Origin of the sequence: Butyrivibrio sp. M55, assembly GCF_900116865.1 — a bacterium.
Classification (GTDB): domain Bacteria; phylum Bacillota; class Clostridia; order Lachnospirales; family Lachnospiraceae; genus Butyrivibrio.
Genome location: NZ_FPCD01000005.1, coordinates 208,577 through 229,434 on the forward strand (window position 1 = coordinate 208,577; position 20,858 = coordinate 229,434).

Here is a 20,858-nt window from a genome sequence, read left to right on the forward strand (position 1 = left end):
ATATAACATAAATAATTATGCAAAATAAGATTTATAGAATCATGAACTCACGTTTGCTATAATGTTTCTCGGTGCTACCATAATACGGTAGGCGGTTAGTCCTTCAATCGGAGGACTGTGACCTCTGTTTATCATAGAAATCTCATATGAGAAATCTTTGTTGGAGGACTTGCTTATGCTCACCATCACTGACCTAATCGCAGTGCTTGCACTGTGTGCGACTTTTTATAGTCTTGGTTATATGCATGGAAAGCATGATTCCAAGACACAAAAATAACCGCCCAGCCTAGCAACTTTGCGGTTATTTTTAATAATCATTAAGTATATTCGGGCTAACCGTCTATCGGTAGCACCTTTTCTTATCTAGTATATTATCATCTCCTACATATAACGTCAATAATATCAATCCTTAACCTCGATCTTCACAGCCTCCTCTTTCTCTGGAATAGCTTCCTTCTTGGGGATGCTGACCGTAAGAACACCGTTCTTGTACTGAGCTATGATATCTTCAGGCTTAAGTCCCGGTGTACGGAAGGATCTCTGATAAGAAGAACTTCTTCTCTCGCGGCGGATGTACTTGCCGTTTTCATCCTTCTCATCTTTGTTCTCATTGTGCGAAGCACTGATGGTAAGCACTTCATTCTTGAGGTCGATGTTGATATCTTCCTTGTTGAATCCGGGAAGTTCAGCCTCAAGCTGATAGCTGTTGTCTTTTTCGATGACGTCGGTCTTCATAAGGCCGGATGCCGGTTCGAAGCTCTTCTCAATAAGTCCCGAATCACACAGGTCACTGAATAATCTGCCACCAAAAAAGTCATCCATCTCGTCAAACAAATTATTGTTACTCCATAACATAGGCATCAACATAAGTCATCACTCCTTTTTATATAAATTTTTTGTTGTAGTAGTTTGCGCAACCTCGCGATGATGTATTAGCACTCTCATCTCTTGGCTGCTAATTTTCTTTTCAAGTATGTTATAGAACAAATAGAACAAGAAATCAATACCCTATTTATAAAAAAATTATTAATTCATAACAACAACAGAAAAAGAGCCTTTACAAAGACTGTCTAAATCTCTGCGAAAGCTCTTTTCACCTATCATTATAAATATAAGCCAATCAGCTCTATATTAATAATTCTCTGCCTTCTTCTCAAAATAGCTCTTAGGATGATTGCAAACAGGGCACATCTCGGGAGCCTTAGGTCCTACTACAATGTGACCACAGTTTGAGCAAATCCAGATAGAATCACCTTCTGAAGAAAATACAAGCTCTTTCTCGATGTTCTCAAGAAGCTTTTTGTATCTCTGCTCATGCTCTTTCTCAATTTCAGCAACTCTGTCAAAAAGGTATGCAATATCGTTGAAACCTTCTTCACGAGCTTTTGCTGCAAAAGAAGGATACATCTCCTGCCACTCGTATGACTCTCCTTCTGCTGCTTCTTTAAGGTTCTCTACAGTTGAACCGATTCCTGTAAGAATTTTGTACCAGAGCTTAGCATGCTCTTTCTCGTTATTGGCTGTCTCTTCAAAGATCTTACTGATCTGAACATAGCCGTCTTTTTTAGCCTTGGAAGCAAAGTATGTATATTTATTCCTTGCCTGAGACTCACCTGCAAATGCAGCAAGCAAATTCTTTTCTGTCTCTGTTCCCTTAAGTTCATTTGTTCTTGGTTCTAAATTTGCCATATTATAATCTCCTTTTCGATTTTTGTGGATAAATATCCATAACTCAACCTGTAATCGTATTTTAACATAGAGACTGTGTATCTAAAAAGCTTATTTCGTAATTTTGTATAAAAATAAATTATTTGTTGTTTTTATCTTCAAAAAGCGCTATAAGAAAGAAGCTTTCAACGGCATAAAAAGCTGCCGACACCTTTTCCATCATCTCGTGTCTCGGCATTCTTAAGCCCCCTGCGAACATATCCATAAATGACTCTCCGGGTATCATATCCACAACGTTCTTTATAACCTGATCTGTTGCGATTATATATGCGGCAACCACAAGCACCATTGCCACTATAATAAAAAGATTTTTTCTTATCTTTTTACCGGTACGCATGGCGGCAAACAAGAACACGCTTCCAAAGCATATCAGGCACTCAAGTCCATAAAAAACATAACCTGCCTGCTCAGAGATACCAAAAAGTATTCTGACCAAAAACATCTCTGTCAGTGTCCAGATCACCATCCATGACACAGTACAGACAGCTGCCATTTTTATTATGTATTTAGGCTCACCGCCTCCCCATTTAAAAACATTTGCGAAGATCACAAGCCAGATTGCGGCAATAACAAATCCTCCACTTTTCATATTCGTTAATGACATAATTCCAAATGAACCCAAAACAACATGCATTATTGCCTGAATCGCAATCGCGCTCCATAAAACCATAGTCTTTTTCATAACATTTCACCCTTTTTACATTTTTATTTGATAGGAATTTCCTATCAAAATGAAAAATGGATGCCAAAAGTACATTTTGACATCCAACGACATACAAACTAATCCGTATTACTTTAATTATCTGGCCGGAGCCCAGGTCACTCCGTATAGCTGTTCCATCATCTTGCGAAGCTCTTCTTTCATCTTATCGCAGGCAGAAGCTTCATCGGGGAACCTGATCACACCGATTCTCTCCTTTTTATCCTGAAAGAAAACTTCCCAACCGTTTTCTGTCTTAGCAAGACAAACGCGATTCTTGTGATGTCCGCCAACCTTATATAATTTCGAAGGAACAAGATGCTCCTTAAAAAACTTCTTTAATTCCTTGGTATTCATATTATACCTCCCATGTATCTCGATTACAAAATCATCTGATGTAGTTTTGATTACTACATGAAGTATACCATCATATTTTTCTTAATACAATAGCAAAATTTTATGCAAAAAAAGAAGAAATGCTGAACCAACCGGCATTTCCTCTAAATCTTTTCTATTTAATGCATTACTGAAAGCGCTGCCAATGCCGCTCCCTGTCCCCATGGATTATTTCCGTAGGTCTGATAATGTACTGCAAAGTCATCACATGAACTCAGCGAATCAGTTACAATTCCGCTTTCGGTGTGAGCATATATACACTCTTTTGCTTTCTTTAACGCCTCACTGATTCTGCTTGAAATATTACCTTCTCCAAAAACATCATTACTGAGCGCATAACCAAGTGCATATGCTATCATACCTGTTGCGGACAAATCGATATGTCCGTCAACAGCCTGCATCTGCCAGCTCCAGCCACCGTCTTTTCTCTGATACTTTAGTGCCGCCTCGCACATATCTGTAAAATGTTTCAGGGACTCTTCATTTGATTTGCCCAAAGAAGCATTTACGCCTGCGCCCATGATAAGCCAGCCAAACGCTCTTCCCCAGCAAAGAATTCCTTTTTTCTCGGAAACGTTGTTCTTAAGTTCATAGCCGTGATAGCACAGTCCGCTTTCTTCGTCCATTCCGTTTTTATAAAAAAGCTCAAGCTGCTCATTAGCATCAAACTCTTTATCATCACAGGCCGCCATAAACACGGAAACCTGCCCGATTCCGTCTGCAAAAATATTTCCGCTTCTTCCGGAGTTATAAAGAATCGCGCCTTCCGCATCTCTTCCCGCATTCTTCAAATACGAACTTACCGCATCTGCCGCTTTCTTATATTTCTCATTTCCTGTTATCTCATAAGCCTTAATAAGCGCAAATCCCGCAAGCGCATCATCTACAAAACTTACCTTACCGCCTGTCTTCCTAAGCCACAGATCTACATGACTTTCCAAAGACGCTGATATTTCATCTCTAATCTTTCCGGCGTCGTCATCTTTCTCAATACACTCAAGCGCCGAAACCAGACCGACCATAAGCATCCCTGCATGCCAAAAAAACGGGTCTTTTGTCCGCACACTTCTGCCAAGTGCCTTTTTTACAGCATCTTTTATCCTGTCCGACAGGCTGACATTCATAATATTATTAAGCTGTTCTACGGTCTTGCCGACCACTTCATAATATGCAGAGTTGTCCACAATTACGCCTTTCTGGCCTTGAGTTTTCCACAAAGATATCTGAATTCTTCACTTCTTCCGTATAAAAGAAAATATACTCCGTTAAATACAACGGTAATAATAACCACCATTGCTGCAAATCCAAGTATCGTAGGCTCAGGCATTACAAGTTGCTGAATCATATAACATATTCCCATTACAAGCGCCATTGATGCCAGGTACTTAAACGAATCAATATAATAGTTAACAGCGCTCATACCAAAACATGCTCTGTAAATAATAACAGGCTTAGTCATATTGGCAATAAGACCTGACACTACTGTTCCCACATATATACCCGAAATGCCAAGCGGTGTCTGAACAAGCCAAATCGACAGTATCAAGTTAACGATTCCCTGAATCAGTGCAAGATACTTATCCTGTTCAAATACACCTGCCGCCGTCTTATAATTCGTAAGGACAGTTCTTTCGCCCTTAAAATAATAATCTGTAAGAATCAGAAAAACAGCCACTCCGGGAAGCATCCATTCACCAATATTTTCAGGAGTCGCATTCCCCGTCTTAATGAGCCATATGTTTACCAGCGGAGAAATAAGAAGCATAAATCCGGTAGCAGAAAAACCATAAACCCACGAAGCGAAAAATCTATAAACCTTGAACATACTGTACTGTCTTGACTTATCTTCTGTTGCTATCAAATTACCAAAACTTGATATTACGGAATTAAAAATGATATTTACAAAATTTGAAATCTGAACAATTATCTGATTATAATTATCAACCACAGCGGACATAACTGTTCCCAGCAAAGGTGATATGATAAGCTGATCTGTTTGAAGTCTGAACGCATCTCCGACTCTATGAAACACAAGGGCCTTAGTTTTGGTCCAAACTTCGCCCTCTTCGTCTTTAGACAGTTTCTCGATATTCTTTTCCTTAAGATATGGATACATATTATCAAGATACTTTGAGACAAATATCTTTTGTATCAACTGTACTACCGCATCTGTAATAAGATAAAGATAGAAATTGCCGGTAGTAAGAACCACAATGAGCTGAAAGCATACAGTTATTATCTTGGTGAAAGTAATTACATTTGTTTGAATATAATTCTTCTGCTCTGCATTAACAAGACTATACTTATATGCAACAAAATACGAACTAACCGTATTAAAAAGAAATATCAGATAATAAAGAACAAGCTCTCGCTCTGTAATCACAAAGTCTTCCGGCAGATTTACCAGACGTTTGAGAAAAGGAACCAAAAGAAGTCCAATAACACACACAGCAGCAGCTATATAGTTATATGCCTTTTTATAAAACTGCATGTAAGACTTGATCTTTTCTTTTTCGCCTCTGGCAACAGGTCCGTAGAGGCTGAAATTAAGAGCAGTTCCTATGCCCATATCAGCCATATTAAGCAGCTGTAAAACATTGGCATATAAACTGTTTACTCCGAGCAGTTCTTTACCGATTTTCAGGATGAAAAATGTACGTAAAACATAGGTCATGATTATAGACACAACTTGCCCTATGTACCCAAACAAAATATTCTTTTTCGCCGCCTGAACTCTTCCCATTTAAACTATATTTCCCTTATTGTCCATGAGAATCCAATTTTTCCAATAGTCATGCATTGTCTCGGGATCTATCGGCTGATTGTTTCTCATCTTGTATGTTCTTATGACTTCGTGATCGGGTCTCTTGTTAAGTCTTGCGCCCCAGAAGCTGAATGTGGAATTGGCGCAGATATTGCCTCTGCAGTGGCTCATGAGCATGAGATCCTGTATGCTGTCTTTGCCGTTATTCCATTCAACAATCGTATATCTGGAGATATCGCCATAGTGCTCTCTCGCGTAATCGTGATCGCTTGTAAAGATATAAAAATGCGTCTCAGGATCTTTTTTCAAAAAATAATCCATCGCATTCTTGTAGTAATCATCAGAAGCAATATTTCCGAGGATATTTACATTTGCGGGATCGAGATAATCTCCCCTTCTCAAATGTACACTGACAGAAGGAAATCTTTCCATCTTCTCAGAGATGATCCTGTTTCTCATTGCGAGATCCGAATCTCTGTGAGGAGGGAACACAAAGAGTTCCCTAAGTTCATCCATAATATCTTCATAGTATTTCTGGCATAAGAAATAACCTGTAATATACTTATCCTCAAACTCAAATATCTCGGGGTGATACATCTTAGTCTCAACAAACACATTTGGATTTGAAGATGCAGTAATTCCAAGTTTCTTGGTTATTTTTCCTTTGATCGCTGAAAAAAGATTCTGCTTTAAAAATCTGTCTCTCTCTTCATCGGTGCAGACTTCGAAAGGAAGATCTTTAAAAAGAGGAAGCTCAAACTCTCTGGGAGCAAGCATCTTCTTCTGTACTTCTTCACTGAACCAGGAAATATCCAGCTTAACTTCTTTTCCGAGACTGAGGAGTTTTCTATATAGCGCATATTGCTGCATTTGGTTTCCCAAACCGCCCGCAATCTGAATTATGATCATTGTGTTCCTCCTTGTGCCTCTGCTTCTGTATTTTGCTTTTTCATAATACGCATATATGCGTCAACAAGCGCGTTTTCGCTTGCCAGTTTCTGAACGGGAAGGACATAGTCCTTGTATGTTCCAAAAAGATCTTTTGCAATTCCCTTACTCTTTACCGAATATCCTATAACAAGTGTGGGAACATTACTACTGTAAGCCGCAATTGTACTGTGAGTTCTTGCTCCGACAAAGAAACTGCACTTTGATATATAGCCTTTCAGCTTCTCAGCGGGCATATCATCCAGCATAACAACTCTGCCTGTATACTTATGTATATCATAAAGCTCTTTAAGCGGCTTCCTGTCATCATTGTTTTTCCACACAACATGTGGAATAAGCGCGATGTTCTGATGAGTATTCCTAAGAATAAACTCAATAAAATTACTGTAGTTCTTCATAGTAATACCGGGTGTCTTTTCAAGATTACGAACCATCGGGCTTAAGTTTATTCCGACCGTATTGCCGGGAAGGAAACCGTTGATTCCGGGAACCTTCGCTGTATCAAGCCTAAATGCCGGATCTTTTTCAAAAATAAGCTTATCCTTATCAAATCCTGCATTAACAAGCGCATCGTAAGTAATGGACTCTCTTGCATAGATTGTGTCATAAGCCATCAAATCCTTAACAAGCTTATTATCCTTAAGGGATTTTGGCTCAATAGAACATCCCCAAAGTATCGTCTCGAATCCTCTTTTTATAAAAACCTTGTGCGCCAATATAAGATCGGGAACCAGGCTCTTATAACAATAATTATCTCCGCCTATAGAAATGGCAAGCGGTTTTGCGCCTTTCCCTTTATTGGATTTTCCGACAGCGTTGTCAAACTCTTTAAACGCGTCTTTATATCTGTATCTCAAAAAAGACTGCTTATCCCTTGTGACAAGTCTCCACAAATAGTAGATTACATGAGGAATAAAGTGTCTGTCTATATGTCTTTCTTCAACAATAGTACAAAGTCCCTTTTTTTCGAGAATTCCAAGTGAATATTTTCTGTCCTCCGCGCAGCTGTTGGTTACAACAAAAAGCGGAAGATCCTCCTCAGCTCCGGTCTTCTCTCTCTGCTCGGCAATATACTTAACTGTCGTATTAGCTATTGCCTCACAACCATGGTTTCCCGAACCTGCGTGCATATATAAAATTATCGGTCTGTTAAAATCAATATTCATATATATTCACCTGTCCTTATATTTTGCATATAGACTCAAATAAAATTTAGGACTAATCTTGAACAAAATAACTTTTATCTTATGGCCAAAAGACAATGCTGCAAATGCGCCTCTTGTCTTCAAAGCGTGCCTGATTCTATCACCTGCGGCATTAACCGCTTCCCTTGCAAGGTCGTTATCCCTCTCATTCTCGGGAATGACAGATACCTTTCCGATAACAAGAAGTGCCGTAAGTATCTGCGAAACAGCAACTTTTACAAAAGAATAAACCGAAATATACTCATGAACTTCTTTAAGCTTATCCTCAGCGATTTCCCAACATGTAAGCTGATCCAGAAAACTTGCTTTAAAGACGGTCTTCATGGCTCCGTTCTCGTTATCTGTATATCTGTAATCATCAGCTTCCACAGGAACGACCTTTACGCTTTTTTTCTTTCCTTCGTAAAGTGCCACATCAAGTAAAAAAAGCAGGTCTTCTCCGATAGTAAGTCCCTCTTTAAAATGAATGTGTGCCTCAGAAAGTCTTTCACGTAAAAAGAGCTTTCCCCATACATGAGTGTTACTCTCAAGAGTATAGTTTTCAATGTACTGATAACCGCTTAACACATAAGGCGAATCAAGTCCGGTGCATCCATCTGCCAAAACAGTGTTTTCATCAACGTATTTTAGCACATTTGCGATGCAATACTCAGATATTGTATCATCTGCGTCAACAAAATACACATATTTTCCCGTTGCCATCTCAAGCCCGATATTTCTTGCTCCCGAAACGCCTCTGTTCTTTATGTGCTTGACCTTTATCTTATCCTGCCCGTATTCTTCGGCAAGTTCGTCTGCAATCTTTGTGCTATCGTCCTTGGAGCCGTCATCCACAAGAATAATCTCGCAATCACCACTTTCAATCCCTTTCTGGGTAACACAAGACAAGACGCACTCTCTGAGCGTGCCTTCTGCCTGATATATGGGGATTATGATGCTAACAAGTATTTCTGTGTTCAAAACTTTCTCCATAATTTATTATTTCATTATGTTCAATGTTATATAGTCACAAAATGAATATTCCGGATAATCCGACCATCCATCCCTCTCAACTCCGATAACACTGTCTAGTCCATAATGACATGCATAAATATTATAATTTGGACTATATTCTTCATCCTTATTTTCTACGTCGGGCGGATATCCGTCACCGAGCAAAATATCGTTATTATATGCCGTTTCAGTAAATCTGCACTTCCAGTCCGGTCTGAGTATCGGAACTACAACATCGGTTTCGCCTGCTGCCGCCTGTTCTGCAAGATACAGATATCTCTCACTGTACTCTCTGAAAACTCGCGAAACAAGTGCCCCGCATTCAATATATTCAAATGATAAGCATACCATCATAACAATAATTGCTGAAGAATATAACCCCTGTAACATTCTTTCAATCTTATCATTCACAGCAGAAGCTGTCAGATCTGTCATATTCATAACGACCGCCAATCCATTGATAACAGCGATCATCAGGAAGATTCCTGCTCCGTAATAAGCTCGAAGCTGCGGTCCGTCAGGTACTGCAATAAGCGAAAGTACCGTAGCAAGTGCAACAAATCCTATAAGTTTCATAAATGATGTAACTTCAACGTACTTTTCCTTTGTTACACAAATACTGCGAATAATTATCAAAAGAACTACAAACATTAGAACAAGAATCAGATAATTATTCTTTACATTCAAGACCATCTTAAGAAAACGCGCCATAATGCCCAAAACACCTGAATGCGCTTCTTTTGATGCCGCACCATCTTTTCTGGAAAAATTTGCGGGAGCCAAAAACATTATAAGAAATCCGACAACACTTCCAACGAAGCCACTTACCATCCACGGCTTAACAAAAGAAAAACTCTTATTATCTCTCCACTTAAGGAAAAGCAACATCATTATAAACAATATGGCTCCGCCTGATGTGTTCTCATTGCACCATCCTGCAAGAATTCCCATAATAGCCATTGTGATCATAAGCCTTATGGAATTCTTCTTTTCTTGAATCATGCACTTCCTGAAATATGTGATAAATCCAAGGATTATAGTCGTTGTAAACAGGTAATTACACGCGCCATCTTCCCAGAAAACCGTATCGCTGATAGCAGGATCAAATATCCACAAAAAGCATATTATGATCGCATATACTCTGACGTCATACTTCTTTTTCATCTCAATGCTTGCATATATAAGAAGTGACTGAATCATAAATACAAGTGCGGAAACTACATTAAATATCCACTTTGGTCCCATGAACAAAAAAACTCTGAGTAAAAAATGAGCAACACTTCGTCCGGTATGGTCTACATAGTGCATATACTCAAGTCTGAACAGATCAAAAAAATTCTTTGCCTGCTTAACTCCATAGTCGTCACGATGCCAATAAATCAGATCATCCGACATATTAGGCGTAAGAAACGCGTAGATCATTACCGATAAACAGGCTACCGCCATCAATATATAAAAAACTTTTTTCCTACTCTTTTCAGACATTATTCTCTATCCTTTTTCCTCTTACAAACTCCCCGAGATAAACTCCTATTACAGGGAGTATGAACAACCTACCAATGAACCTTGATACAAATATTCCCTCAACAATCGAATATATAGAAAGCGACAAGATTATTATCAAAGTCCAGATATCTTTTTTCTTATAGCAAATACTTATCACTATGACAATAATTGCTGCAACAATAATTCCCGGAATAATTCCATACTGGTAAAAGAGCTTTACCCACCCCATGTCAAAATTCCTATCACTTGACATATCGGAAAAAAGCTTCCATGTCCCAATATATCCTGCATGCTTCTCACTGTCATAATACAGATTTATTATTCTGTCATTAAGATGGCTGTTTAGCCACAGCATTACATTATTCTCTATATTACTGCATACAGCAGCCGCCCAAACAGAAAAGCCCATGCATAAAAAAGGGGTAATAAACATTGTAAGCATATATACGGTTTTACTGTCTCTGAGTTTCTTTATATATCCAGCTAATAATCCCGCGACGAAAGTTACAATACTAATTACAAAACCTGTTCTGCTTTGCGAAAGAATACATGCAACAACATCTAAAACAAATACTGTTATCCATTGGAGCAAAATAGCTGTTTCGCCATAATTCCACACCCATAGCAAAACAAATATAAATACACACGAGTAAAAGTCATTGGGATGACCAAAACCAAACACATATCTGGTTTCTATACGATCCCTCCCGAAATCCTGAGGTGGCAACGCCACGCAGCCAAGCACTCCTACTGCTGACAAAATCGCCAACAGCAAAAATCCTGCGGTTGAAACATAAAAAATATATTTCATCACCTTCTTTACATCAACATCCCTTGCTGCCATCAAGAACACCGTATATCTTAAGATGTCGTTACGTCTGGTGATTCTCCAACAAATAAAAGAAAATGCAAATATCGCCCCTAAAATCATCCATTCTTTTTTTTCATGCTTCATAAGAAACACTACAGCCACCGAAATAGCAAAGGTAACATAAAAAACATAGGTCGATAAATTATGCAAAGAAAGCTCACTCTTATCCAACAGCATTATACCAAGCTCAATGCTGAGCGCAACGTAAAATAAAACTTCACTAAGTTTAGCCTTTTTTTCTTCACTTAAAAAGTTCATGTTATCTACCTGCTAAGAATTCTTTTTATCTTGCGAAAAGCTTTTCTCATAAATCTTCCCGCCGTAATATCCAAGTAGTGATAAAGCTTTGATACGGCTGTAATCTTAGGCATTACAAGATGCCTGTATTCATCCATATGCTCAAGAAGATATGCGGGATAAGTCTCGTCTACCTCGCCTCTTTCAAACTTCGCTGCTCTGCCGAAAATATCCTGTCCGAGAACCAAGTGATCCATGGTCTCCGCAAGAACCTCTTTGTCATTGTGCTCCTGATGTGCTGCAGCCTTAACCTTGATTCCTATCCTCTTTGCGGGATTGGTCTCTTTGTAGCCACCCATATATCCAAAATGCCATCCGCCGTCCGCAACTCGTACAGACCTTTCATCCGTTACCGGAATGATATCACGAAGCCTTACAATGCCTTCTTTAGGTATATTATCAAGTGATGTGATTTTGGTTCCGAGCCACTTTCTGTCTTTTTCAGCTATCTCAGGAAACTCTCCCGTTATGGATAAAAGCTTTCCCGACTTCTCCTCCATGTTCATGTATACATAGAAGTTTCTCTGAGCCAGATGATAAACCTTGTTCTTGTCAAAATTTTCTATGATATTCTCAAGAACAAACGGATTCGGAATCTCATCGACATCTCCGAAGATAAGCACATCATCCGCTGTCGCACCCACTTCTTCAAGTCCGCGTTTTAAGCAGTTCTTTTGATAATAATCTCTTTCATGCGTTGAGATATCCATAGGCGTATCATCAACGGTTATATAAACTATCTTGTGAAGATAATCCTTAAAAAGCTCTCTGTTCTTATCAAAACAAAGTTCCTTGGGCTCTCCCGAAAAAGTCACCGTAGCTTCTTCAATAATGAATTTATCCACGTACTTATCAAGAATTCCAAGCCTAAGCTTTAATATATCAAGTTCGTTGAAAAATGGTATTAAATCATAAACCATCTGTTATCTCCTACCTACAATCCTCTTGATCGCAGTCTTAACAGTACTTACAAAAGCTTCTCTATACAGATTCTTTCCGCCGTTTACGGTCATAAGACTATGAACGTGTATGTCCTCTTCGGGCGCAAAACACGGAAGATCCGTCTCAGAATACTTTTTGTAAAAATCATCTGAAAACAATTCCGAAAGCTTGCTCTTCTTCTGCCCGTAGGACAATCCTGAGTAAACAATCTTTGCCACCGCAATGGCACAGGTAAGGGATTTTCTCTTATCAAGAACATCAAAGAGATCTGTAAGCCCCCATTTATCGCCCATTCTGTCGATTTCTCCCCAAACGATCTTCTGGTTATCAAGAAAAGCTTTGTTATAACTTGCAGTCAGACTCTGCTCGTTTCTTCTGTAATAATAGAGAATCTCATCTATGTAGGCTATCCCGTCGGCTCTGTCGACATACTCCGCAGTCTGCAAAAGATCTTCGCCGTAGTTAAGCCCGATTCTCTCAACATCTATAAGCGCAATGCTCTTGTGAATACACTTTATCCACATGGCATTCAGGTAATCACCCTTTAGTACAAGCTCTTTAAAAGCCCTCTTCTCATCTCCGCTGTAGATTTTTCCACTTGTAAAAGAAAAATCTTTAAGCCTTGTATTATCGCCGTCAAGCTCTGTCGCATTGAAAAAAATCAGCTCGGGAGCATTTCCTTTTTTCTCATAATCCCTGATAAGGCCTGCGAGCTTTGACAACATTCCCGGAACAAGCTTATCATCCGCATCGAGAGCAAGAATATAGTCGCCTTTGCTGACCTTTATTCCCTCCTGCCTTGCCTGATAAAGTCCTATCTTTCCTTTGTGGATGACGGAAACATTATCGTTCGCAGCGGCATATTCATCGCATATCTCAGGAGTTTTGTCACTCGAACCGTTCTCGGAAAGAATGATCTCAAACATATCCTCGCTATTTACTTGTTGTGCAAGCGCAGAATCAACCGCCTCGCGGATATACTTCTCACCGTTGCACACGGGAACTATGATTGAAAAGATCATGTGATGTTATGCTCCTCTTTCCACTTTTTGGTCTTTCTCCAAAACAGGAACGGTCTGACAGCCATCTTAAAACGCTTCTTCGGGCTGTAAAATCTGGGATAATCCGCATTTTCACCCCACCACTTGTGGAAGATAAACGGCTCTATGCCCTTATTCTCAGGCAGCGGATGCTCTCTTCCGAATGTAAGCGCAAGTTCAAAAGGTGCCCACTTAAATCCCTTTTCTTCCATCGCATTCTTGGAATGACAGCAAATAAAAATATCTTCGTTGTAAAATCCGTCGTCAACTCTTTCCCACTTAAGGTTGTATTTGGAAGGAAACTCCAAAAGTCTCTTAGACCTTATGGACACACTGTTTCCGACTCTGCATATCGTGCCCTTGCTGTCCCTGTAAGCATAATCGTTCTTGGGAAGCGGCCAGGGAGAGCCGATGTAGTCATACTCAAGAAACTCATCGTTCCAGTTCTCGGGATGAATAACAAATCCGTCCGCATGAACAAGCAACACAAAATCTGTATTTATGTGGTCTTTAAGTTCATAGACCATTTTGTAATTGAATTTATCGATACTGTCGAGCTTTGAAGTATAGCTGAATCTGATATTCTTTGGCAGATAAAAAGGCTTTTTATCCGACACCAGAACAACATCTCCAAACTCGATTTCCCTCATGCTGTATTTAAGCGCCTGCACAGTCTCATAGACGTTGACACTCGTCATTGCACAGAGCGTAACCTGAGGGAGCTTAATCTTCTTTTCCATTTTGTTCCTCTTAATACTGATATCTCTTGATGAGACCTACTCTCTTCTCAAGACTTCTGATAATCTTCTTTAGGTAAAAGGCACCGTACAGGCTCTTTCTTCTGATTATCTGGCAAAAGAATCTTATCTTGCCGGGTCTTACATTTCTTCTCGCATAAAGCGCCGATCTCTTTTTATATTCCTCAAGTTCCCTGCGGCACTCATCCGCCTCAAAGATCCTGCCTTTTTTGTCCTGATAATGAAGAAAACTGTATATATTCTGCTCTGAAGACCAGAAACCATCCGAGATATTATGTCTTGCCCAGTACTTTGGCGCTATCGCATACTTAAGCTCAGTACTTGAGAGCACCGGCATTATGGAAAAAGATGAATTCGACAAGATCAGATATCTCGCATTCTTCAAGGTAACGTAATCTTTTCCCATATCAAAATGATGGCATTCGTACTCGGGAAGCACTTTTCTTGCTGCCTCTTCATCCTCGGTCACCACCATGAACTTCATATCCGGGTTGATCTTCTTCATATGCTCTATCGCATTTAAGAAGTATTTTCTGTCAAGGTAGAGCTCAGGATGATTCGTATACTCGCCGCCCCTTATGTTGATGATGCAGAGGTCATCACTTGTATACTCATATGATTCTGCCTCGGGCTTAACCTTGAGCCAGTCTTTTATCTTGTCCCTGTATTTTTCAAAGTAACTCTCATCCTGAAGATTTCCGTAGATAAGAGTATTGTCCTCAATCTCAAAAAGTCTTTTGTCCGCACCGCTTATGTAACATCCGTTACTCATGTCGTGCCTTGAATTGCCCATGTAAAGGCGATCGTCCTGCTCATTAAAGATTGTATATTTATCTCTGTCCTCAGGCGGTATCTCTGTTCCAAGATCAATGTCCATAAAGTACATTCCCTTGTTTGAGTGAAAAACATTTCCCACCTGACCGGGATTTATGAAACCGAAATCCACACCTTTTTCCTCAGCCATACACCTTGTTACGACGTAGAAAAAGAGCTGATTTCCAAGTCCGTATCCTTTTATAAATTCTGTTCCGATCATAAACTGTTTTCCTTCCGGTGTACCGCCCTAATGCACATAAGTGCAAGCAAAGCGACATACTGTCAATGAATAACGTTTCTACCCTCGAGAGTAGTCTTCGTGATCTTCTCGTCCTTAACCTCATAGATGATGTCGCAGTTCTCAATAGTATTGAGTCTGTGGGCTATGATGATCATTGTCTTCTTTCCGTGGAAACTGTTGACAGCCTCCATAACGGCAGCCTCCGTCTCGTTATCAAGAGCACTTGTAGCTTCGTCAAACACAAGTATCTCAGGATTATGATAAAGAGCTCTCGCGATTCCTATACGCTGTCTCTGTCCGCCTGAAAGTCTCACACCTCTGTCACCAATCTTGGTATCAAGTCCTTCGGGAAGACTTCTGACAAAATCAGCAAGCTGGGCTTCTTCCATAACTTCCCATATTCTGTCTTCATCAATCTTGTCGGCATCTATACCGAATGCGATATTCTCTCTTATAGACTCATCAACCATGTAGATTGTCTGAGGAATATAACCTATCTGCGCAAGCCATGAATCGTAGTTACTGAATATATTGCTTCCGTCGCAGAGAATCTCACCGCTCTGCACATGCAAAAGGCCGAGGATAATATCCACAACAGTTGATTTACCTGCGCCCGAAGGTCCGATAATACCGACTGATTTTCCCTTTGGAACAATCATATTTGCCCCGCTGAATATATTTGTCTCAGCATCGGGATATGCAAATGTGATATCTTTTATCTCAATCTCTTTTTCCAAATGAAGCTCAGGACCTGCGATTGCAGCTCTCTCTGCTCTCATCGCCTTGTCCATCTTCATTGAATCGGTAAGATTATTATAAACAAAATCAAGGCTGTACTGGTTGTAAGCAATCTCAGCAAGGTACGTGTTTATCCTGTTTACGGCAGGCATGATCCTAACTGCCGCAAGTCCGATTGCTCCCATCTGTACAAACACATCCTTCGGATTTCCTTTTGTTAACATCGAATATAAGATATATACCAGAATAACCGTCACAAACATAGTCTCTATAAGGATTCTTGGAATATTGTTCATAACGGCATAGTCTCTTGCAAGATCCGCGCCAACTTTTCCGGATTCATAGTAATTCCTTATAAAGAAATCCTGTCTGTTAAGTACTTTTACATCCTTAAGTCCGTATATTGCCTGAAGTCGCCATTTTGCAATTCTTGACTGCGTCTCCTGATTCTCTCTTCCAATCTTATTAAGCCTTGGTTTAAGCAATTTGGTATTGAAAATTGTCAAAAGAATAAAAACAGTCACGCAGATGACAGTCATCATAGGATTCATGATAAGTATTACCGCGCCGAGACCTATAGAAACGATCAGCTCTGTTGACAGTGATAAGAGTGACAACATTAACGTAAATGTTCTTGGAATATCACTGTCTGTTATTCTGAAAACAGTGGGAATATCGGCTCCGAGATAGTCCTCATACGGTCTGTTAAGGAACTCTCTCATAACCCTGCTGATCATGTCATTTCTGGCACGCGTTATAAACGTATTCTGCCTATGGATAAGAAATATCTGATATGCGTTCTTGACCAAAAACAAAACGATCATTGCCACTGCAAGTTTTTTGGCAAATTCGGCATCGACGCCGAGATTAAAGAACTCCACAATGTGCCTCAGCACACTGTACTGATCGATAACATCCTGCATAGCGTTCGGGTCTATAATTCCCGACATAACAGGAATCATCATTGAAACGCTGAATGTCTCAAAAATACCCCCAATGAGTATAAGGACAGCCAATACAACCAACTGTCCCTTTTGCTTTCTATCAAATATATATCTGAGTTTTGAAAATAAACTGACTTTTTTATTATCGGTGTTACTCATAATCTGTACGTTTTCTTGTCTTCCTCTTTTGTATTATTTAGATCGCGATCTTTGTCATTCTGTCCGTGTAGACATCGTCCATGTCTTTATTGTTTATCCACTTGGACGGAGCAAGTATTAGCTTATCCGGTGTGTCATTAAGCCATGCGGCCCACCAGCTGAAAGAGCTGTTTGCTATAATGTGGTGTTTACACCTGCTCATAAGCATCATCTCGGCTATATCGGTGCCTTCGCCCTCTTCAAGTTCCACAACATTGAAATTGGGTCCCTTGAAATGCTCCTTGCACCACTTCTTGTCATCGGTAAAGATAAAGAATACTGCGTCAGGGTATTCCTTGATAATCTTATTTACCGCATCTTTGTAATACTTTTCAGAACACAGATTATGAACCGGCTTGTGTTCCGCATCAATATAATCGGTTCTTCTGACATGAAGGCTGACTGATTCGCAGCACTCAATCTGCTGAAGCACGGACCAGCTTACTGCGTCACTCATAAGCTCCTGAGGTCTCTTCTCAAAAGCATGTCTGATATCCCTGATATCATTCTCTTCTGCAAAATACTTATCACTCTGCCAATATCCCACAAGATAGGCATCTTCAAGTTCAAGTATCCTGGGATCGAATCTTCCCGACACTTCATCTATCCTGAATGTTTTTCTGCCTGTAAGCTTTCTTCTGATACGGCTGAAAATGTCCATCTTGGAATCCGTAAGTGCGACAATCTCATCCTTTGTTGCTTTATCATAATTTATGCCATATCCCGAAAGAACCGGAACTCTGAGCTTGTCATTTACAAATCCCGTCTCATCATCAATCTTTACGGTCTTGCCTCTGTTTTTCAGTGCTGTATACAGCGCATATTGGAACATCTGGTTACCCAGACCGCCCTTAAGTTGAATGATAATCATACACCCTCCGATTGAAGCTCCCTGTATAGCATCTAATTTATTGCATACACTACATCATTATAACCTAGAATGCGTTTATTCTCAAATATATGCAATAAAAATACAGCCCCTGTAAGTAAATCAAGAGCTGTATCTTAAAACCTATATTATCATCTCAGCCTTCTGCAGCAGCCTCGCCGGCATCTTCCGCGTCTTCATTCCCTTCAAGCTTCCAATAATCTCCGTTCGCTATTCTTTCGCGGATCTTATCTTCATCGCGGGAGAGTTCTTCAATCCAGAGGTCGTAGGACTTCTTCCAGGAATTGTAACTGCGGCCGTGTCTTCTGTCGTGCTTACCGAGTTTGCCGGTCTGAACATAATTCTCTGACAGGTATTCTTCAAACCAAGCCGTCACTTTGTCTGCTCCGACAATATTCACATGAGTTCCGCCGTCCTTGTAATCGGTAGCCTCATCAAATCCAATCTCATCAAGATGCTGATTCATATCCAAGAAATTGTAGCCTCTCTCTGTCACATAATCCCTGATGTAATTGATTTTCTTCTGCTCCTCTTCGCTTACGGTAAACGGAACGATAATAAAAAGCGCATCCTTATTATGCTTCCTAAGGCATGAAATAAGATCTGCCAAATACTCTTCCTGCTCCGGAGGCATCTTCTCTACATCCGTAACACTGTGACAGTTCTCTTTTTCTGCAGGACCAACCATATCAGAAGGAGTAAAACCTTTCAGATCATCGGGATATTCATAGAAAAACGTACGAAACTGACTCCACATTATAAGCGTCTTCCAATTGGAATGATACTTGAAAATATCAAAATAAAAGTTAATAGGCTTATAGTCCGCAATCATTTTGCCATCATCATCGTATTCGGCATTTTCCGGCTTAACCATCGCGCTTATGGCACGAATTCTGTTGAGGGAATACTTCATATTATCGGTAACTTCCCTGGTATGTCCCATATTCTTACCTCTATCCGCATTGATAAGATTCTCGTCTTCCGACTTCCACATCTTCATTTCGAAAATAAAAAGATCGGGATCCTGTGTCTTTAATGTCTCTTCCACAAGATACTTTGCCGCAACGGGTCTTTGCATGTTTGTAGAAAGAGGATACATGGTTATTCCCATCTCAGCATAGATCCTTGGTGTCGCGATACAGTAAGGAACAGGGCTTGAACCGATAACTACAGCGTCTATCGTATTCTTCTTTTCCGCATAAAAACCCACAAACCTATCCTTCGCATCACCGTTGGTCCTGATACAGTAGGTAATATGAGGGATAAGCCACATGACCGCCGCTATGAAAATTATTATCTTACATATCTGTTTCTTACTCATAGTTTTTTATCTAAAATCCTTATAAATCAATAACAGGCACTTCTATAACTAAATCCTTTTTAAAAATCATCATAAATCGAATCCGCAGGATTAAATCCGGGTCCGTACTCAGCGAGTAAAAGCACGGTGAAAAACAGCGCAAGATACACAATCCACCTGATCACAAGCTTCTTGGATGCAATGTACTCCCTTAAGCTTGAATATCCTTCAAACCTGCTGCCTGTGATCTTACCGTCACGCGAAAGCTCCATCTTATACTGAATAGTAGAAACCGTAATGAGCACAGCAAGTGATACAAGCAATACTCCCCACTCATAAATACTAAGTCCCAGATTCAGTAAACTACCGTCAACAAAAATCTGCGGATTAAACGCACACACACTTCTTTTAAGTAATCCGAACGCATGCGGAATACTTTTTGATCTAAAAAACAAGTCTCCGATGCATACAAAGAAAAATGTTCTCACAACCCTGAATCCGTTTGCAAATTTACTCTGCATATTGATGTGCATCTTCTTTTCAAAAAGCCATGTAAAGAACGGAAGCGTCACTTCTCCGAGCACGATATATGCCCAGTGCAAAAGACCTGAACCTATAACAAACGTTGCCTCTCCACCGTGCCATAAACCAACCGAGAACCACAGGATAAACATTGCAACGTAGGTGGTGAACTGCTTTCCTTTCTTTTTACCAAAGATCTTTTTGAGCGTTTTTCCAAGCCCCATTATCATCTTGGTACGAAGAAGCGGGTAAAAGACATTGTCCTTCATCCAGATTCCGAGCGTAGCGTGCCATCTTCTCCAATATTCGCTTATGTTCTTAGCAAAGAAAGGCGTCGTAAAGTTCTCGGGAAGAATGATTCCAAGCATCTCGGACAAACCGATCACAATATCTATTCCACCCGAAAAATTCGTATATAACTCAAACGCAAAACACACAGTACCCAGCCAGATATATGCTCCCGAGTACTCCGCATCAATTGCATAGATCTCATCAACTACAGTGTGAAGTCTCTGTGATATAACAAGCATCTTAAAGAAGCCCCAAAGCATTCTCTGAGCTCCGAATGTAAGATTCTTAAAATCAGCTTTGTGATATTCAAACAACTGCCCACTGTGTTCACGGGTTTTTATAATAGGTCCCTGAACCACAAGCGGAAAGAACATACCAATGAGCGTTGTCTCAAGAAGACTGTCTCTTCTGACTCCGATGCCGTTATAAACTTCAATAAAGTATCCCAAAAGAATAAAAGTATAGAATGAAAGTCCCGTAGGAGGTGTAATACCGCCCCCCGTTATGAACTTATAGAACTTAAATACGATAAGTATTCCCAGAAGAACCGCAAGCTCCGCAAAAAGAATCAGCCTTCTTTTTGCAAGCTCTTCTTCGCCCGTTTGGGACAAAAGCTTTAAAAGTCCCCATGTCGTAAACGAGGCTGCAAGCGGAAATATGATCTGTACATAGTTTCCCTTTGAAGAAAACAAATAGAAGATGACGCTCGCAACAAGGAGCACCACCCACTGACCTCTTTTTTTAAACAAAAGAGGCACCGTATAATATGCA

At 40.0% G+C, this 20,858-nt stretch carries 19 protein-coding genes; all 19 read right to left on the reverse strand.

Translation table 11 applies throughout. The features are described 5' to 3' along the window. Positions 1–402: 402 nt before the first annotated feature. Positions 403–867: an Hsp20/alpha crystallin family protein gene (locus tag BM398_RS08350; protein ID WP_092337259.1), complete on the reverse strand. Its 465-nt coding sequence runs from the start codon at positions 865–867 to the stop codon at positions 403–405. 264 nt (positions 868–1,131) lie between these two features. Beyond that, entirely contained in the window at positions 1,132–1,689 is a 558-nt protein-coding gene (rbr, locus tag BM398_RS08355) for a rubrerythrin (protein ID WP_092337260.1), read from the reverse strand. 118 nt (positions 1,690–1,807) lie between these two features. After that, positions 1,808–2,410, reverse strand: coding sequence for a hypothetical protein (locus BM398_RS08360; protein ID WP_092337261.1), 603 nt, complete (start codon positions 2,408–2,410; stop codon positions 1,808–1,810). Between the two features lie 117 nt (positions 2,411–2,527). Then, positions 2,528–2,785 carry a hypothetical protein gene (locus BM398_RS08365; RefSeq protein ID WP_092337262.1) on the reverse strand — a complete coding sequence of 86 codons (258 nt, stop codon included), beginning with the start codon at positions 2,783–2,785 and terminating at the stop codon, positions 2,528–2,530. A 158-nt stretch (positions 2,786–2,943) separates the two neighbouring features. Next, complete coding sequence (locus BM398_RS08370) at positions 2,944–4,008, reverse strand: glycoside hydrolase family 88 protein (RefSeq protein ID WP_092337263.1); 1,065 nt, start codon at positions 4,006–4,008, stop codon at positions 2,944–2,946. Between the two features lie 2 nt (positions 4,009–4,010). Further along, a complete protein-coding gene (locus tag BM398_RS08375; protein ID WP_092337264.1) occupies positions 4,011–5,567 on the reverse strand; it encodes a lipopolysaccharide biosynthesis protein in 1,557 nt (518 codons plus the stop codon). After that, on the reverse strand, positions 5,568–6,497 hold the full coding sequence (locus BM398_RS08380) for an alpha-1,2-fucosyltransferase (RefSeq protein WP_092337265.1): 930 nt from the start codon (positions 6,495–6,497) through the stop codon (positions 5,568–5,570). Beyond that, on the reverse strand, positions 6,494–7,702 hold the full coding sequence (locus BM398_RS08385) for a polysaccharide pyruvyl transferase family protein (RefSeq protein WP_092337266.1): 1,209 nt from the start codon (positions 7,700–7,702) through the stop codon (positions 6,494–6,496). The genes BM398_RS08380 and BM398_RS08385 overlap by 4 nt, the downstream gene beginning before the upstream one ends. Positions 7,703–7,708: 6 nt before the next feature. Beyond that, on the reverse strand, positions 7,709–8,701 hold the full coding sequence (locus BM398_RS08390; protein ID WP_175531886.1) for a glycosyltransferase: 993 nt from the start codon (positions 8,699–8,701) through the stop codon (positions 7,709–7,711). Positions 8,702–8,719: 18 nt separating this feature from the next. Further along, entirely contained in the window at positions 8,720–10,219 is a 1,500-nt protein-coding gene (locus BM398_RS08395; protein WP_092337268.1) for a DUF3329 domain-containing protein, read from the reverse strand. Beyond that, a complete protein-coding gene (locus BM398_RS08400) occupies positions 10,212–11,369 on the reverse strand; it encodes a hypothetical protein (protein WP_092337269.1) in 1,158 nt (385 codons plus the stop codon). The genes BM398_RS08395 and BM398_RS08400 overlap by 8 nt, the downstream gene beginning before the upstream one ends. A gap of 5 nt (positions 11,370–11,374) precedes the next feature. Further along, entirely contained in the window at positions 11,375–12,328 is a 954-nt protein-coding gene (locus BM398_RS08405) for a glycosyltransferase family 17 protein (RefSeq protein ID WP_092337270.1), read from the reverse strand. 3 nt (positions 12,329–12,331) lie between these two features. Beyond that, entirely contained in the window at positions 12,332–13,372 is a 1,041-nt protein-coding gene (locus BM398_RS08410) for a glycosyltransferase family 2 protein (protein WP_092337271.1), read from the reverse strand. Beyond that, positions 13,369–14,130 carry a DUF5672 family protein gene (locus BM398_RS08415; protein ID WP_242949788.1) on the reverse strand — a complete coding sequence of 254 codons (762 nt, stop codon included), beginning with the start codon at positions 14,128–14,130 and terminating at the stop codon, positions 13,369–13,371. Before BM398_RS08415 ends, BM398_RS08410 begins: the two co-directional genes overlap by 4 nt. Before the next feature lie 10 nt (positions 14,131–14,140). Further along, entirely contained in the window at positions 14,141–15,184 is a 1,044-nt protein-coding gene (locus BM398_RS08420) for an alpha-1,2-fucosyltransferase (RefSeq protein ID WP_092337272.1), read from the reverse strand. Positions 15,185–15,246: 62 nt separating this feature from the next. After that, positions 15,247–17,046 (reverse strand): ABC transporter ATP-binding protein, encoded by a 1,800-nt coding sequence (locus tag BM398_RS08425; RefSeq protein ID WP_092337273.1) that lies wholly within the window; start codon positions 17,044–17,046, stop codon positions 15,247–15,249. 37 nt (positions 17,047–17,083) lie between these two features. After that, positions 17,084–17,956 (reverse strand): alpha-1,2-fucosyltransferase, encoded by an 873-nt coding sequence (locus BM398_RS08430; RefSeq protein WP_092337274.1) that lies wholly within the window; start codon positions 17,954–17,956, stop codon positions 17,084–17,086. 154 nt (positions 17,957–18,110) lie between these two features. Then, on the reverse strand, positions 18,111–19,295 hold the full coding sequence (locus tag BM398_RS08435; protein ID WP_092337275.1) for a hypothetical protein: 1,185 nt from the start codon (positions 19,293–19,295) through the stop codon (positions 18,111–18,113). 59 nt (positions 19,296–19,354) lie between these two features. After that, positions 19,355–20,845, reverse strand: coding sequence for an MBOAT family O-acyltransferase (locus BM398_RS08440; protein ID WP_242949790.1), 1,491 nt, complete (start codon positions 20,843–20,845; stop codon positions 19,355–19,357). Positions 20,846–20,858 lie beyond the last annotated feature (13 nt).